The sequence below is a fragment of the Paenibacillus darwinianus genome, assembly GCF_000598065.1.
GTDB classification, from domain to species: domain Bacteria; phylum Bacillota; class Bacilli; order Paenibacillales; family Paenibacillaceae; genus Paenibacillus_I; species Paenibacillus_I darwinianus.
In genome coordinates this window covers 24,315-39,434 of the sequence record NZ_KK082160.1, presented here as the reverse complement: position 1 = coordinate 39,434, position 15,120 = coordinate 24,315, and the positions used below count along the sequence as shown (strand labels likewise).

Here is a 15,120-nt window from a genome sequence, read left to right as displayed (position 1 = left end):
CGATCAGCGATTCGATTTTGCGGCAGGTCCGTTCGTACGCCGCTTCGATGTCCGCATCCGTCGCCCCTACGGGCACATGCACATTGCCGATCACCTGAACTTGCTGTTTGAAGTGGTCGAACACCACCACCTGATCGCAGAACATGAAATGGAGGTCGTCCATTTGCAGGTCGTCGATCCGGTGAGCCGGCAGCTTCTCGTAGTATTGCAGCAAATCGTAGCCGAAAAAGCCAATCGCTCCGCCCGTAAACGGCGGAAGCTCGGGAATCGCGGGACTGCGGTAGGAACGAAGATGCGCCTTCAGCAGATCCAGCGGTTTGTCGCCCAGTTCCGTCAGCTCGCCGTCCCGCTCAACCGTCATTGTCCCGTTTTTCCCGCGGACGATCATGAACGGATCGGTTCCGATAAAGGAATAGCGGGCCCATTTCACGCCGCCCTCCACGCTCTCAAGCAAAAACGCCCGCTCCTCGCGGCATACGTGCTGGAACAGCCGGATCGGCGTTTCGGTGTCCGCCATGACGTGACGGACGATCGGAATCAAATTGTATTGCGAGGCCAAACGGACGACTTCCTTCAATTCGTTGGACATGCGAGCACCCCTTTTCTTCTCCGCAAAAGTGAAGCGAAGCTTTGCAGTGTTTCGATCACTTTTCGCGGGCCCCGTATTTGTGAATTTAAAAAAGCCCCTGCTGCCGCAGGAGCGATAAATGCATGAGATGATGACAGGATCATCGAACGGTCCATCCGCACTCCGTTAACAGGATTATCCCGCATCGGTCGACGGCATAGGCTGCCCGTGACGGCTCATCGTCCCGAAGGATCCTGAATACCGCTGCGGCGGCCACGACGGTTCTTCTCCAATACTAAGCTAAGCTCCGCTCATCTCATCTCAAACGCATCTAACGCTGCTCTCGGCTACCGGCCGTCTCTTACCGATCCGGTTTTGTTCAAATACCCTGCACCCACTATACCGCACCCCTGCAACCGGCGTCAACCGGTTATGCGCGCATATCCGCTTACGCCTTCGTCAAATCCGGACGCAGCACCTGTGCGCCGCCCAGATAGACATGGCGCATTTCATGCTGCTTCTTCTCCGTATTGACGTGCACCATCAGCCGGATACAGCGCTCCAGACTGCCTTTGACCGGGACTTCCAGCGCGCACATAAGCGGCACAAGCTCCCAGTCGGACATCTGGCGGATCGCCCGGGCCGGGAAGGTTGCGTCAAGATCCCCGGTTACCGTTACCATCACGCTGCAAATATCCTCCGGCACAATGCCGTTGTCCGCAACGATCCCGTTCAACAGCTCGATCGTCGCCCGCAAAATCGGCTGCTCCTCGTTCACATCCACCGTAATGGCTCCACGAATTCCCCGTACACTCATCAGACTTCGGCCTCCTCCTTCAGCTGCTCCACCATCCGTCGAACCCGATCGGCGCTCATGTTCTTGTCGATCTCCACCTGGCCGATCGCCGTGGGGACAATATAGACCATGCGGCCTTCCTTGAACTTCTTGTCGTGCATCATCGCGTCCATAACCGCATCCGTGTCGAAGTGGGAAGGCAGGCGGACCGGCAATCCGCATTTGGCCAGCACGCGTTTCGTTACCTCGTATACCTCTTGCGGAGCCCCGAGTTCAACGCCGATCCGGGCCGCTCCGACCATACCGATCGAAATCGCTTCGCCGTGAAGCATCTCCCCGTAGCCGGCGACCGCTTCCAGCGCATGGCCGATCGTATGGCCGAGATTCAGGATCGCGCGCACGTCGTTTTCCCGCTCGTCCTGCGAGACGACTGCCGCCTTCACGGAGCAGCCCTTGTGCAGCGCATAGCCGAGCGCCTCCGGATCAAGCGATCTCAGCTTCCCGGCGTTCCCGTCGATCCAATCGACAAACGATGCGTCCCAGATCAGCCCGTGCTTGACTACCTCGGCCAAGCCTGCGCTCACTTGCCGCGCCGGCAGCGTTTGCAGTGTCTCCAGATCGTAAAGCACCATCTCGGGCTGGTGGAACGCACCGATTATATTTTTGGCCAGCGGATGGTTGACCGCTACCTTGCCGCCGACACTGCTGTCGTGCGCAAGAATCGTCGTCGGGATTTGCACGAAGCGGATGCCGCGCATATAAGCTGCCGCCACATATCCCGCCAGATCGCCGACCACGCCTCCGCCAAGCGCGACAACCGCCGAGTGCCGGTCAAGCCCGGCCTCGAGCGCCTTCGTGATGACCGATTCGAAAACGGCCAGCGACTTGGAGCCTTCGCCGGACGGCAGCGTGATGCCGACGGTCTGGTAGCCCGCCTTGCGCAGCGTTGCTTCAAGCGCCGGCAAATACCGCGGACCCACATGCTCGTCGGTGACGATCAGCAGCGGCGACCGCTTGCTCAGGCCGCACTTCTCAAAATAGGAGGCCGCTTCCCGCAGGAGGCCCTCCCCGATATAAATCGGATACGAGCGTTCGCCCAGATCGACCGTCAGCTCGCGCATCAATATTGCCCCATTTGCTGCAGATAGTTGTTCAGGTTCGCGCGGATCTCCTCGATCGAATCGCCACCGAACTTCTCCAGAAACGCCCTCGCCACTTCCCATGCCACGACATGCTCCATCACGACGCTCGCCGCAGGCACGGCGCAGCTGTCGGACCGTTCCACCTGTGCGGTGAACGGCTCCTTCGTGTCGATGTCGACGCTGCGGAGCGGCTTATACAGCGTCGGAATCGGCTTCATGACGCCGCGCACAACGATCGGCTCGCCGTTCGTCATACCGCCCTCGAAGCCGCCAAGGCGGTTCGATGCGCGGTGATAGCCGCGCTCCTCACTGTACAGGATCTCGTCGTGCACCTGCGAACCGCGCAGCCTGGCCGCTTCGAAGCCGATCCCGATCTCGCAGCCCTTGAATGCGTTGATCGAAACGACGGCACCGGCAATGCGGCCGTCCAGCTTGCGGTCATACTGTACATGGCTGCCGAGACCGACCGGCAAGCCCTCGACTATGCATTCGACGATGCCGCCGATCGAATCGCCTTCGGCCTTGATCTGATCGATATGGGCCATCATTTGGGCTTCCGTGTCCTTATCGACGACGCGAACCGGGGATTCCTCCGTCAACCGGATGAGCTCATCGAGCGGCAGGCTGTTCGGAGGCGCTTCGATCTCGCCGATGCGGATCACCTGGCCGCCGACACGAATGCCGAACTCGGCCAGGAATTGCCGGGCAACCGCGCCGACAGCGACGCGCGCCGCTGTTTCGCGGGCGCTCGAGCGCTCCAGCACGTTGCGCAAATCCTTCAGGTTATATTTCAGACCGCCGTTCAGGTCGGCATGGCCGGGCCGCGGACGGTGAACGCGTCTTTTCTCCTCGTCCCCGCCTTCGATCGGCTCGATATTCATAACGGTCGTCCAATGCTTCCAATCGTTGTTCTCCACCACGAGCGCGACCGGCGCGCCGGTCGTGCGGCCATGCCGAACGCCGCCGACGATCTGCGCGGTATCCTTCTCGATCTGCATCCTTCTGCCGCGTCCATGGCCCTTCTGGCGGCGGTGAAGCTGAAAATTCAATTCCTCGAAGTCGAGGGTAAGATTGCTTGGAAGCCCTTCAATAATAGCTGTCAGCTGGGGACCGTGGGTCTCGCCGGCCGTCAAATAGCGCAAAGTCAATCTGTTGTCCTCCTAATTGGCTATGTAAAATCCGCTGATATTCTTTGCTCATTATAGTATAGCGGTCAACGTTTGACAAGAAACCGAACGCCCCGAGAAGATCGTCTCCGGCAGCGAAAATGCCCGGCAACTCCACAAAAAGGCAACCCCGTCAAGCGGCGGTGCCGCTTGAAGGATTGCCTTTTTTCCGGATGCTCGCGTCAACCGCCCACAGGCTGTCTGGACCGGATCGCCTGCGGTTCGGCGGCCATCTGCGGATCGTCCAGCAGTCCGGCGATTTGCACCGTGTCCATGCCAAGTATTTGCGCGCATTCCTGAATGGTGATGATCCCGCGCCGATAGGCCGCGATCACTTTACGCTTGTCCATCCCATACCTCCAAGTTAATGGTTATACATAGTATTGGAGAAAACCGGAACGGCTATACATCAGGCTTGCTTGCGGCGGTAGAAAAAAGTCTCCGCGGTTTCCAGGTCGTACTGTGCCGGCGAAAAAATCTGCTCGGTGCTGCCCACAAACAGCAGGCCCCCCGGCCGCAGCGCGTTCGAAAATTTATGATACAGCTCATGCTTCGCTTCTTCGGTAAAGTAGATCATGACATTCCGGCACACGATCAAATCAAAGCCTTGGTAGAACGAGCTTTGGAGCAAATTATGCTGCTGAAAGCGCACCGAACGGATCAGCTTGTCGGCCACCGCATAATCGTCGCCCCGCTTCTGGAAGTATGCGTTCCGGTATTCCGACGGGACGTCCTTCAGCGCCCGCTCCTGATAAACGCCCTGCATCGCTTTTTCGATCACCTTCGCATCGAGATCGGTCGCCAGCAGGCTGGATCGGTCCAGCACGCCAAGCTTATCCAGAATCATGGCGATCGTATACGGCTCCTCGCCGGTTGAGCACGCGGCGCTCCATACTTTCAGACGCGCGTTCGCTTTCAGCATTTCCGGAAAAAAACGCCGCTCGAGCGCGGACCACCGGGTTGGATTGCGCCAGAACTCCGAGACGTTGATCGTCATACGGTCGAGGAACTCATTCATCAGCTTGCCGTCCTTGATCAACGCGTCGAGGTAGGCGGCAAACGTCATAAACCCGTATTTATTGCGCAGCGTGGTGAGCCTCCGCTTCATCTGGGCTTCTTTGTATTGCGACAGGTCGATCGCCGTCCTGTGCTTGATTTGTTTGATGAAATAAGAAAAATCCGCGTCTTCCATTCCGTATTCCCTCCGAATGCTCTACGATGGGGCAGCCTGCCCGGACGTTCAAATCCAGCGCTGCGTCATTTGCTCGTAATCCACAAGTTCCTCGGGACGGAAAAAGATCCCGATTTCGCGCGCCGCGTTCTCGGGAGAATCGGAGCCGTGAATCAGATTGAAATTGGTATGTACCGCATAATCCGAGCGGATCGTGCCCGGCGCCGCTTCAACCGCATTCGTCTTGCCGATCAGTGCGCGGGTCAACGCGATCACGTTATCGCCCTGCCATACCATCGCAAAGACTGGGCTCGACGTGATGAAATCGATAAGCGGCGGGTAAAAAGGCTTGCCCTTATGCTCTTCATAATGGCACTCGGCGAGCGCGGCGTCGACCTTCATAAACTTGGCCGCCACCAGTTGCAGCCCCTTCCGCTCGAAACGGGCCACGATCTCGCCGATCAACCCGCGCTGCACCCCGTCCGGCTTGATCATCAGAAATGTTCTTTCCATCCTTATCCCTCCGCTTGGGTCCGAATCAATAATTGCGCTCGCCGACGAACGCCGCGATATCTTTCATGCTTTTCTTCGCCGGAATATCCGGCAATTCTTCCAATGCCGACACCGCTTTATCGATATAGCGCGCCGACATGCGCTCCGCTTCGCCGATTCCCCGGCTGCCGCGGATCAGCTCGATAGCCGCGCTGCAATCCGTCTGTCCCCCCGCTTCGCGGATCCGTGCGATCTCGCCGAGAAGCGGGGTGCGGATAGCCGGCTCGCGCAGCGCAAGCAGAACGGGAAGCGTAATATTGCCTTGACGGATATCCGAGCCGGGCGGCTTCCCGATTTGCTTGGCCGTGCCCAGCAGATCGAGCAGATCGTCGCGGATCTGGAACGCCATCCCGACATTGTAGCCAAACCGGTACAGCCGGTTCGACGTCCGATCGTCGGTGCCGGCCGCGATCGCGCCTAGGCGGCAGCTGATTGCAATCAGCAGAGCCGTTTTGCGCCGGATTCTGAGCAGGTAATTGCGCACCGTCTGCTCCGTGTTGAAAAAATCGCGGATTTGCTCCATCTCGCCGATGCACATTTCCACGATCGCCTTGGACAGCACCTGGTGCAGCGCCGGATTGTTCAGCTCCGTGACGATCGTCAACGCTTTGGCATAGATGTAATCGCCCGTGTACATCGCGATCCGGTTATCCCACTTGGACTTGACCGTCAGTTGGCCGCGACGGGTGTCTGCGTCGTCGATCACGTCATCGTGCACGAGCGTCGCCATATGGATCAGCTCCAGCGGCACCGCGACCTTCTGCAGCACATCCAGATCGTATTGACCGAATTTGCCTGCAAGCAGCACGATTACCGGCCGAATCCGCTTGCCGCCTGCTTTAAGCAAATGCAGCGAAGCTTCGCTGAGCAAGGCATGATCTGTCGTCACGCTAAGCTCGAGCTGCTTCTCAATCTTGTTCAAATCGCTTTTCATTCTGGCGTAAATATCAAGAAGTTTCATTCTTTCACCTGTGCCACAGATTGGTCTGACCAAAATTGCAGGCCGGCTGCCCGTTCGAGCAGCCCGAGACGGTCGGCGTAGCGGAAATACTGCGTCAGGCCTTGCCGCTCATCCGGCCCGAAGCCGTAACGAAGACCGTTAAAATATGCCTCCCAATAATCGCGCAGCCCACCGAGGCGAGCGGCCGCTTTGGAAGCCATGCAGTCGATCTCCTGAAGCCCCCGGCGCTTGCTTTCCAGCAGCGCCTTGTAAATGTCCGATACTTTCTCCGGCGCGCGCAAGGCCACTTCCTTACGCACCGCGATGACGGCGAACGTCATCGTGAGACCCGTCCAATCCTTCCATAAGCGGCCGACGTCCAGCACCTCGCAGCCGTGATCGGTCCGCCATGAGCCTTGTATCGCATGGTCGCCGATCAGAAGCGCCGCGTCGGCTTCCTCCAGCATGGCGTCCAGATCCGGCTCCATCGTTATGTATCGCGGTTCAGCGCCGAAGCGGCCCTGCAGAATGATTTTCAGCAGATTGACCGAGGTCGCGGAGGTGGAGGTAACGGCCACCGTCCCTTTCAGCACGTCATCCAGCGGTTTTTTGATAAAAAGCAGGATGGAGCGGACTTCACCGTCCGCGCTGACGGACAGGTCGGGAAGCAGAACGAGCTGCTCCGCATGCCTGCCGTAAGCGAACGACGACACGGAAGCCATGTCGACGTTTCCTTCCATGAGCGCTCCGTTCAACTCGGAGGGCATGCCGACGACCACGTTCACACCGGTCAGTCGGCACTCGGCCCGGACCTCGTCGAAGCGGTCGAATATCGGCCATACATTCGCGTAATCAATGCGTCCGACTGTGATCGGGCGATCCAAGCCCATTCCCGTCATCTCCCCATCTTCTGTACAAGTCATGATTGAGCGGTATCGCGTCCAGCACTTTACCGACCATGAAGTCAATCATTTCTCCCATCGATTGCGGACGATTGTAAAAAGCCGGCATCGCGGGAATGATGCGCACGCCCAAGCGGGCCAGCTTCAGCATATTTTCCAGATGAATCGCATGCAGCGGCGTTTCCCTCGGGACGATCAGCAGCTTCCGTCCCTCCTTCAGCATAACGTCCGCCGCGCGTGTCATCAGATTGTCGGATGACCCATGCGCAATCGCCGACAGCGTGCCCATCGAACACGGCATGACGATCATGCCTTCGACGCGGAACGAGCCGCTGGCGATCGTCGCGCCGATGTCGCCGACCGGGTGGTAAAGCAGCCGCCCTTGTTCCAGGGCCGGCCCGAAGCGGTCGGCGATCGCCGCCTGACGCCTGGACGTCCCCCAGCCCGCTTCTTCCTTCAGCACCCGCCATCCGGCCTCTGTGACGATCAGATGCACATGGACGCCGGCTTCGAGCAGCGCTTCACAGAGCCTGATGCCGTACACCGAGCCGCTTGCGCCCGTAATCCCTACTACCCAGCGCCGGCTTTGTCCGCCGGCGGATTCGTTGTCGCTTACCACCTGTGCAGCACCACCAAATCAAACAGGGTGAAGACGAACAGGAGAACGCTGAGCGTCCCGTTCATCGTAAAGAAAGCCGTATTCAGCCGGCTTAAATCGTCAGGCTTGACCAGCAAATGCTGGTAAATCAGTATCGAGATCGCGGCAACGGTGCCGACCAAGTAACCCCAGCTGAGATCGGTCATCCAGAACAGCGCCAGGAAGCCTGCGGCGGGTACGGCATGGAACGCGCGGGCGATCCAAAGCGCGTTGCGCAGACCGAAGCGGGCCGGAATGGATTGAAGCTGCTCCTTCCGGTCGAATTCATAATCTTGGCAAGCGTACACGACGTCGAAGCCGGCCGTCCAGAACGCGACGGAAAGATACAGCAAATAAGCGGGCCAGCCGGCGGTGCCGGTGACGGCCACCCAGCCGCCGAGCGGCGCAAGGGCGATTGTCAGACCGAGAACGACATGACAGAGCCAGGTAAAGCGTTTGGTATAAGAATAGATGACGAGCATGAATACGGCCACCGGAAGCAGCTTTACCGCGATCGGCTCCAGACGGAACGAGGCCGCAGCCAGCAGTACGAATGATACCGCGATGAACAGGATGACTTCCTTGGAGCCGAGCAGGCCCGAAGGCAGCGCCCGTGACTCGGTACGCGGATTACGCGCGTCGATCGCTTTGTCGATCAGCCGGTTGAGCCCCATGGCGGCGCTTCTGGCGCCAACCATCGCGACGATCACCCAGAACATTTCGGTCCAGTCGGGCAGGCGGTCCTGCTCGACGACGGCACCGAGAATGGCCCCGACGAACGCGAACGGCAGCGCAAACAGCGTATGCTCAAACTTGATCATTTCAAGAAAAATGCGAATTTTGCGGATCATGCCCCGTTGCTCCCTTTTGTGCCGATGTGGAGCGCGGCAATACCGCCCGTCAATGGGTAGTCTTCCACGGCCTGCAGTCCGACTTCGCGGAAAATGCCCGCCAGCTCCTTGCGCCCGGGAAACGCGACAAGCGATTCCGGCAGCCACTTATACTGCTCGTACCGCTTGGCCATAAGCTTGCCGATCAGCGGCAAAAGCCGGTTGAAATAAAAATAATAAATCCCTTTGAACGGCTGCCAGGTCGGCTTGGAAAGCTCCAGGCAAACGACCTTTCCGCCCGGCTTTACCACCCGCCGCATCTCGCACAGTACCTGCCGGAGATCCGGCACGTTGCGGAGCGCGAAGCCGATCGTGGCGTAATCGAACGTATTGTCGCCGTAAGGCAGCGCCATGGCGTTGCCCTGAACAAGCTTGATTTGCCCGTCCAGCCCGAGCTTGTCCACCTTCGTCCGGCCATAGTCCAGCATGTTCCGGCTGAAATCCAGTCCGACGACGTCTCCCGTTCCGCTCGTCTGCGCGAGCGCGACGGTCCAGTCGCAGGTGCCGCAGCACAGATCGATCGCCGTTTGTCCGGGCTTCATTTTCATTTTCCGCATCGTAAATTTGCGCCATGACTTGTGCCTGCGAAAGCTGAGCACGTCGTTCATCAGATCGTATTTCGGCGCAATGCTTTCAAAAACCGAATGAACAAACTGCTCTTTCGATTTTGCGTCCAACTCCGTCACCTCATCTCGTTGTATATCGCTTGCTGCGCGGCGAAAGGTCGGAGAAAGCGCTCGCCGATTCCCGCCAGCTCGGATGCCAGCTTGTCGGATTCGAGCCCTGCGGCGATCGACTGGACTTGCTGAACCGATTGGCGAAGCTTGTCATGCAGCTGGGTGCGGATATCATATTTGGCCACGAGCGAGCTCACAACGCCTTCCTCGCGCGACCGCTCCGACAGCGATTTCCGGTCGGCATCCGTTCCCTCCTGCATCACATGCCAATAGCCCCAACTGCCCTCGAAGCGCCCGGGCGACTCCATCCGGCCCAGCTCATGCGCCACGACCTCGCAGCGGCTCAAGCCTTGGAGCAGCTCCGGCCAAATCCGGGAGGCCCGTCCCTCAAGCAGCGAGCCGAACAGCTCGAACAGACCGGTCTTCAGATCCGTGCATAAGCCGATATATTCATCCGCCGTCACCTTAAGCTGCTTCATGCGCATGTACAAATTCAGCTTGACCCGGTTCACTTCACATACCGCGCCGCTGATTTTGCGGATCATGTCGATTTGGCCGGCCTGGGACAGCAAATGGTAAAAACGGCTGCTGAAATAGTCACCGGCAAGCACCTTCAACTGCCGTTCGCGCATGCCGGCCTCCGGCCGCTTTTCCGGATCGTCGTCGATCATATCGTGCGTATCGAGACCGAGCTGCACGAGCGACACGACAAGCGCGTAAAGCTCGCTCAGTTGGGCGGAATGAGGCCCGTTTACAAGAAACGCGAACAGCAGACGAGCCCTGGAGTCCGGAAACTCGGGCAGGTCCGTATGCGTTTGGATCATGTCGTATTCGACGTATTTTTTCGCGATTTCAGGTATGCGGTACGATTTCATCGATCCAGCCTCCGGGCATTGCAGTACGAATCTGGCTGCAACTCTATAATCTAAATTATTATAGCACAACTGTTTAAGTGAAGCACACCCCACGAGGCTTTTCTGTCGGCCAGGCCGTCAGTCGCCGTATTCCGCGCCAGGCGGCCCGAACCGCTCCGTCCAACCCGCCGTATAGGACAGCCGCAGCCGCTGCCGCCAGGCGATGTCGCCCAGCAAATCGGCCTGCTCGAATGAGCCCGCGCCGGCCGAAAACCATCCGTCGCTGCGGCGTATATCCGCTGCCAGCAGCAGCTCGTAGCCCTTACGCCCATCCGTCCGCGCTCTGTCCTTGCTCGCCTCGACAAACCGCACCAGCAGCCGGTCCACGTTCCCGGTCTGGAAAAACGACAGCTTGACGAGCTTTTTCAAGTCGCCCAGCAGCGCTTCGATCTCCGCGGTTTCCGGCATGACGGCGAAGTCGACGGAGAGAACCGCCCTTTTTATAAAAGTCCGCTTGATCGGCTGCGAGAACGATTGAACGATCAGCGCATCCACCAGGTTATCGTCGCTCAGCTTCGTAAAGCGATCCGGCCGAAAAACGGCAACCTCATCCGCAGGATACGGCAAAGCGCCGCCGTGGGGCAGGAGCAAGACCGCAAACCCCGCTATGATAGCTGCGGTCCCGGCCGCCGCAAAAGCTTTGATCGCTTTCATCACGTCACCCCGTCCGCATTAACAGTTTGGGCCTCCCATTGCAGGTCTCATACCGTATTGTACAAACAAAAAAAGCAGGCTATGCCTGCTTTCTCGCGAAACGTATAAACGGCTGCGGCGGCGGGACTAAATATCCGTTTCCACCGTACCATATTTCGTCATGACGACCGCCTTGCCGCGAATCTTGATGGCCGAGGTGTGATTCGTGAATTGGGCAATCAGGATCTCGCCCTTGTCCAGCTTCTCCGTGTGGTGGAACTTCGTATCCTGTCCCCGGGTCAGACCAATCACTTGAACGCCTTGGTCTTTTGCCTTGACGACGATATATTCGCCTTGATTCGGATTTTGATCCATGGTGGCTCCCCCTAGAGACAATTTCTCCGCAAATATAAAGACTGCACCCAAGCGTGCCGGACGGAAAGCAGCCCACTCTTGCCGATAATAAATGGTCGGGTGTACCGGATTTGAACTGGCGACCTCTACCACCCCAAGGTAGCGCTCTACCAAACTGAGCTAACACCCGACAAAGGCAAGGTTGATTCTATCCAATTTCCGGGTGCTTGTCAATAGCGTCTAGGCGCCTTTCCGCAGCAAATAAAAACGCCCGAATGGAAGCCACCCGGACGTCTGCGCGCAATGCGATTCTGTTAGTTGCCTACAAGATCCTTCAGCGATTTGCCCGGCTTGAAGGCCGGCGTCTTGCTAGCCGCGATCTCGATCTCCTGTCCCGTTTGCGGGTTGCGGCCTTTGCGGGCAGAACGCTCGCGGACTTCGAAATTGCCGAAACCTACGAGTTGAACCTTGTCACCGCCTTGCAGCGCTTCGGAAATCGCGTCAAATACGGCGTCGACCGCTTTCGTCGCATCCTTCTTCGACAATTCCGTCAAATCGGATACTTTAGCAATCAATTCCGTTTTGTTCATAGCTTTCACCTCCCCTGGTGGCGATCAGTCTCATTCGTTATCATTCTGTTTAACCGAAACCTGCCGAAATATACCTGAAAGCCGAACAATTTTTATAGTAATACAGCCGTTTCGGAATTTCAAGTAGAATCGAAAGACCGCTTCCCGGAAAAAATGGGCCGGTGCACAACAAGGAAAGGCGCGCACGTGCGCGCCTTTCCGAACTTTGCGGATATCTATGCCCTATAAGATGATCGCTATAAGGCCTCCCGAGCCTTCGTTGATGATGCGGCCGAGCGTCTCCTGCAGCTTATACCGGGCGTTGTCGGGCATCATCGCAATCTTGCCCTGGATGCCCTCGCGCACGATCGAATGGAGCGAGCGGCCAAAAATATCGGACTCCCATATTTTGATAGGGTCGTTCTCGAAATCCTGCATCAGGTAGCGGACAAGCTCCTCGCTTTGCTTCTCCGTGCCGATGATCGGGGCGAATTCGGATTCGACATCGACGCGGATCATATGGATCGACGGCGCCGTCGCTTTCAGCCTCACGCCGAAACGGGATCCTTGCCGGATCAGCTCCGGCTCGTCGAGCGCCATCTCGGCCAGCGTCGGCGCCGCGATGCCGTAGCCGGTCGTTTTGACCATCTCGAGCGCCTCCGCGAACCGGTCGTATTCGCGCTTAGCGTGCGAGAACTCCTGCATCAATTGCAGCAGATGGTCCTTGCCGCGGATTTCGGTGCCGACGACCTCCATCAGGATTTGATCGTAAAGCTCATCCGGCGCATACAGATCAATTTCCGCCACGCCCTGGCCCATATTCATGCCGCTCAGTCCGGCTCTGGCAATGAAATCGTAGCCCATGAACTGCTCGACGACCCGGTCGACATCCCGCAGCCGGCGAATGTCCTGCACCGTGTCGCGAACCGAGTTCTCATAACTGCTGCGGAGCCAGTGCTGCTCGTTCAGCACCATAACCCAGCTCGGCAGGTTAACGTTCACTTCATGCACGGGGAATTCGTACAGCACTTCGCGAAGGACGGACATGACCTCGTCCTCCCCCATCGTCGCCACGCTCATCGTCATGACCGGTATATCGTATTTGGCCTGCAGCTCGCTGCGCAGCTGGAGCGCCTCTTCGCTGCGGGGACGCGTCGAATTGACGATCAGCACGAACGGCTTGCCGACCTCCTTCAGCTCGCCGATGACACGTTCCTCCGCCACAACGTAGGAGCTCCTCGGAATTTCCGCAATCGAGCCGTCCGTCGTGACGACGACACCAAGCGTCGAGTGCTCCTGTATCACTTTGCGGGTCCCGATTTCCGCCGCTTCCTGGAACGGAATCGGCTCCTCGAACCAAGGCGTCGAGATCATGCGCGGTCCGTTCTCGTCTTCGTATCCCTTGGCACCTTCCACGGCATACCCGACGCAGTCGACCAGGCGCACATTGACGTCGAGACCCTCGGAGACGCGAACCTGCACCGCCTGGTTCGGCACGAATTTCGGTTCGGTCGTCATGATCGTTTTGCCCGCAGCGCTTTGCGGCAACTCGTCGACGGCCCGTACGCGGTCGGATTCGCTCGTGATGTTAGGCAGCACGACCGTCTCCATGAACCGCTTGATAAAGGTCGATTTGCCCGTGCGGACCGCTCCGACGACGCCGAGGTATATATCCCCGCCGGTCCGTTCGGCGATGTCCTTGAAAATGTCCACTTTTTCCACTGAGTATCCCCTCCAAACATATTTCCTTCCGCGAACTGAAACGTCCGCACGAGGACCGGCCGACGCTTTGCCGGACTTCTACCGATTGCCCCTCTCGTACAACCGTTTAGACTAGTAACATCATATGGCCGTCCAATCCGTTTTATGACCGGGCGCCGCACGAATCTTTCAGAGCCCGCAGCTGCCCGCGCCCTCCATGAATGGATATATGACGGGGTCGGCCCGGCTAGAACACCAAAGCAAAAAACCGCGCTTCGCTTGAGCGATGCGCGGTTAGGCGTCGTATCGTGCTAGGAACGGGGAAGGCTGGCTTGCGGATCGCCGTTCACCCAGTAATAGGCCGGCGATTTAACGGGTACAAAATCGGACTTTGCAACGAGCAGCTGCCGCAGGTCGCCCCCCGGCTCGGGCGGTGTCCCGCCTTCCTCCTCGACAGCCTTGCGGACATCGATGCCGTAATCGGCGTAAACGGTGCCGTTCTCGTGCACAATGACGTTCATCGGCTGTCTGCTGTATACGCTTCGCACGTCGGTCTTGACGCCGCCCAGTTTGCCGAAGTCGAGATAGCGAAAGGACGGGTACGCCTCGTCGCCAACAGGCAGAAGGCCGCCGTTCGCCGCACGATAGGCGTCGACCCGGCTCTGCAAATCGTTGATTTGCTGGAAGACCACAACACTCATCAGCTTGACGGTCGGATCGTCCTCCTCATTCTGGATCAGAAAATAATAGCGGCCGCCTTTCTCGAACGCAGCGGCGGGAACGTCGCCGATATAATTCATCCGCAGCAGCTTGGCGAAATCCACAATGAACTTCTCATATGCGGGCGTCGTTACTTCCGCATTCTTGATCGGCAGCAGGCCGTTGTCCGCCTGATACTGGTCGATCGCCTGCTGCACGTTGCGCACCGCCTCTTTCGGCGGCAATAGATTTTGCGCCAGACGGTCCTTCGGATACAGACACCCGGATAGCGCCACGGTAAGCGTCAGCACCAGCATACCTTTAACCATTCCATTCATAAGCCCCATGCAGGCTCTCCCTCCAACGTTACCAAAGATCGTCTTCCTCCGCTTGCTTCGCCAGCAAACGCCGCACGGCCGATTTGAGCGGGTCCTCAGGAACCTCGACCGAGGCGTCGCCGATCACCTTCGCCTGGCAGGCGAGCCGGACCCCTTGCTCGGCAAGACCGGCAAGCTTTCGGCGTTCCTGCTCCCCGCTCTCGGATAAGCCGCCCACAGACAGCTGCGTGACCTTGCACATCAGGCAGCCCATTTTGCCGCCACAGCGGGTTTTAATCGGGATGCCCGCGCGCCGCGCCGCATCCAGTACGCTGGTGCCCTGACGCACCGATACGGTTTTGCCCTCGGGCATAAAGGTGATCGCGGGCTTCAACGGCCGCCCTCCGCTCTCGCGCGCAAACGGGCATGAACACCCGCCGCCGCCTCGGTAGTCAGCCGATTCGCGGCTTCCAGCCTGCGCAACGCCGGCTC

Annotated in this window: 18 protein-coding genes, 1 tRNA gene and 1 pseudogene; all 20 read right to left on the bottom strand. The window is 58.5% G+C overall.

Annotated elements, in window-relative coordinates; all coding sequences use genetic code 11:
• Positions 1-589, bottom strand: a pseudogene (locus tag BG52_RS15365) (anthranilate synthase component I); the annotation flags it as partial.
• 427 nt (positions 590-1,016) lie between these two features.
• Entirely contained in the window at positions 1,017-1,385 is a 369-nt protein-coding gene (aroH, locus tag BG52_RS08225) for a chorismate mutase (RefSeq protein ID WP_036582580.1), read from the bottom strand.
• The gene (aroB, locus tag BG52_RS08220) at positions 1,385-2,485 is read right to left on the bottom strand and encodes a 3-dehydroquinate synthase (RefSeq protein ID WP_036582583.1); all 1,101 of its coding nucleotides are present in this window, start codon (positions 2,483-2,485) and stop codon (positions 1,385-1,387) included. Before aroB ends, aroH begins: the two co-directional genes overlap by 1 nt.
• The gene (gene aroC, locus BG52_RS08215; protein ID WP_036582586.1) at positions 2,485-3,654 is read right to left on the bottom strand and encodes a chorismate synthase; all 1,170 of its coding nucleotides are present in this window, start codon (positions 3,652-3,654) and stop codon (positions 2,485-2,487) included. The genes aroB and aroC overlap by 1 nt, the downstream gene beginning before the upstream one ends.
• A 200-nt stretch (positions 3,655-3,854) precedes the next feature.
• The gene (locus BG52_RS16060) at positions 3,855-4,022 is read right to left on the bottom strand and encodes a hypothetical protein (RefSeq protein ID WP_190287502.1); all 168 of its coding nucleotides are present in this window, start codon (positions 4,020-4,022) and stop codon (positions 3,855-3,857) included.
• 59 nt (positions 4,023-4,081) lie between these two features.
• Positions 4,082-4,864 (bottom strand): CheR family methyltransferase, encoded by a 783-nt coding sequence (locus BG52_RS08210; protein WP_036582588.1) that lies wholly within the window; start codon positions 4,862-4,864, stop codon positions 4,082-4,084.
• 48 nt (positions 4,865-4,912) lie between these two features.
• The gene (gene ndk / locus BG52_RS08205; protein WP_036582591.1) at positions 4,913-5,356 is read right to left on the bottom strand and encodes a nucleoside-diphosphate kinase; all 444 of its coding nucleotides are present in this window, start codon (positions 5,354-5,356) and stop codon (positions 4,913-4,915) included.
• 25 nt (positions 5,357-5,381) lie between these two features.
• Positions 5,382-6,356, bottom strand: coding sequence for a polyprenyl synthetase family protein (locus BG52_RS08200; RefSeq protein ID WP_036582594.1), 975 nt, complete (start codon positions 6,354-6,356; stop codon positions 5,382-5,384).
• The gene (locus tag BG52_RS08195; protein ID WP_036582596.1) at positions 6,353-7,225 is read right to left on the bottom strand and encodes a menaquinone biosynthetic enzyme MqnA/MqnD family protein; all 873 of its coding nucleotides are present in this window, start codon (positions 7,223-7,225) and stop codon (positions 6,353-6,355) included. Before BG52_RS08195 ends, BG52_RS08200 begins: the two co-directional genes overlap by 4 nt.
• Positions 7,188-7,856, bottom strand: coding sequence for a UbiX family flavin prenyltransferase (locus BG52_RS08190; RefSeq protein ID WP_036582598.1), 669 nt, complete (start codon positions 7,854-7,856; stop codon positions 7,188-7,190). Before BG52_RS08190 ends, BG52_RS08195 begins: the two co-directional genes overlap by 38 nt.
• Positions 7,850-8,725, bottom strand: a complete 876-nt coding sequence (locus tag BG52_RS08185) for a UbiA-like polyprenyltransferase (protein ID WP_036582601.1) — start codon at positions 8,723-8,725, stop codon at positions 7,850-7,852. The genes BG52_RS08190 and BG52_RS08185 overlap by 7 nt, the downstream gene beginning before the upstream one ends.
• Complete coding sequence (locus BG52_RS08180; protein WP_036582604.1) at positions 8,722-9,441, bottom strand: demethylmenaquinone methyltransferase; 720 nt, start codon at positions 9,439-9,441, stop codon at positions 8,722-8,724. Before BG52_RS08180 ends, BG52_RS08185 begins: the two co-directional genes overlap by 4 nt.
• Positions 9,442-9,446: 5 nt before the next feature.
• Entirely contained in the window at positions 9,447-10,316 is an 870-nt protein-coding gene (locus tag BG52_RS08175) for a heptaprenyl diphosphate synthase component 1 (RefSeq protein ID WP_036582607.1), read from the bottom strand.
• A gap of 117 nt (positions 10,317-10,433) precedes the next feature.
• Positions 10,434-11,009 carry a hypothetical protein gene (locus BG52_RS08170; protein WP_036582610.1) on the bottom strand — a complete coding sequence of 192 codons (576 nt, stop codon included), beginning with the start codon at positions 11,007-11,009 and terminating at the stop codon, positions 10,434-10,436.
• Between the two features lie 126 nt (positions 11,010-11,135).
• Positions 11,136-11,363, bottom strand: coding sequence for a trp RNA-binding attenuation protein MtrB (gene mtrB, locus BG52_RS08165; protein WP_036582613.1), 228 nt, complete (start codon positions 11,361-11,363; stop codon positions 11,136-11,138).
• 92 nt (positions 11,364-11,455) lie between these two features.
• Positions 11,456-11,532: transfer RNA gene (locus tag BG52_RS08160), tRNA-Pro, on the bottom strand.
• 124 nt (positions 11,533-11,656) lie between these two features.
• Entirely contained in the window at positions 11,657-11,932 is a 276-nt protein-coding gene (locus BG52_RS08155; RefSeq protein WP_036582615.1) for an HU family DNA-binding protein, read from the bottom strand.
• A 222-nt stretch (positions 11,933-12,154) separates the two neighbouring features.
• Complete coding sequence (gene spoIVA, locus BG52_RS08150; RefSeq protein ID WP_036667086.1) at positions 12,155-13,633, bottom strand: stage IV sporulation protein A; 1,479 nt, start codon at positions 13,631-13,633, stop codon at positions 12,155-12,157.
• Between the two features lie 290 nt (positions 13,634-13,923).
• A complete protein-coding gene (locus tag BG52_RS08145) occupies positions 13,924-14,658 on the bottom strand; it encodes a hypothetical protein (RefSeq protein WP_081793693.1) in 735 nt (244 codons plus the stop codon).
• Positions 14,659-14,677: 19 nt separating this feature from the next.
• Complete coding sequence (locus BG52_RS08140) at positions 14,678-15,022, bottom strand: 2Fe-2S iron-sulfur cluster-binding protein (protein WP_223298956.1); 345 nt, start codon at positions 15,020-15,022, stop codon at positions 14,678-14,680.
• Between the last annotated feature and the right edge of the window lie 98 nt (positions 15,023-15,120).

Bases quoted from the DNA above. Each gene is read 5' to 3' on its own strand.
- aroH (WP_036582580.1), bottom strand. From the start codon at position 1,385: ATGAGTGTACGGGGAATTCGTGGAGCCATTACGGTGGATGTGAACGAG.
- aroB (WP_036582583.1), bottom strand. From the start codon at position 2,485: ATGCGCGAGCTGACGGTCGATCTGGGCGAACGCTCGTATCCGATTTAT.
- BG52_RS16060 (WP_190287502.1), bottom strand. From the start codon at position 4,022: ATGGACAAGCGTAAAGTGATCGCGGCCTATCGGCGCGGGATCATCACC.
- BG52_RS08210 (WP_036582588.1), bottom strand. From the start codon at position 4,864: ATGGAAGACGCGGATTTTTCTTATTTCATCAAACAAATCAAGCACAGG.
- ndk (WP_036582591.1), bottom strand. From the start codon at position 5,356: ATGGAAAGAACATTTCTGATGATCAAGCCGGACGGGGTGCAGCGCGGG.
- BG52_RS08200 (WP_036582594.1), bottom strand. From the start codon at position 6,356: ATGAAACTTCTTGATATTTACGCCAGAATGAAAAGCGATTTGAACAAG.
- BG52_RS08195 (WP_036582596.1), bottom strand. From the start codon at position 7,225: ATGGGCTTGGATCGCCCGATCACAGTCGGACGCATTGATTACGCGAAT.
- BG52_RS08185 (WP_036582601.1), bottom strand. From the start codon at position 8,725: ATGATCCGCAAAATTCGCATTTTTCTTGAAATGATCAAGTTTGAGCAT.
- BG52_RS08175 (WP_036582607.1), bottom strand. From the start codon at position 10,316: ATGAAATCGTACCGCATACCTGAAATCGCGAAAAAATACGTCGAATAC.
- BG52_RS08170 (WP_036582610.1), bottom strand. From the start codon at position 11,009: ATGAAAGCGATCAAAGCTTTTGCGGCGGCCGGGACCGCAGCTATCATA.
- mtrB (WP_036582613.1), bottom strand. From the start codon at position 11,363: ATGGATCAAAATCCGAATCAAGGCGAATATATCGTCGTCAAGGCAAAA.
- BG52_RS08155 (WP_036582615.1), bottom strand. From the start codon at position 11,932: ATGAACAAAACGGAATTGATTGCTAAAGTATCCGATTTGACGGAATTG.
- BG52_RS08145 (WP_081793693.1), bottom strand. From the start codon at position 14,658: ATGGGGCTTATGAATGGAATGGTTAAAGGTATGCTGGTGCTGACGCTT.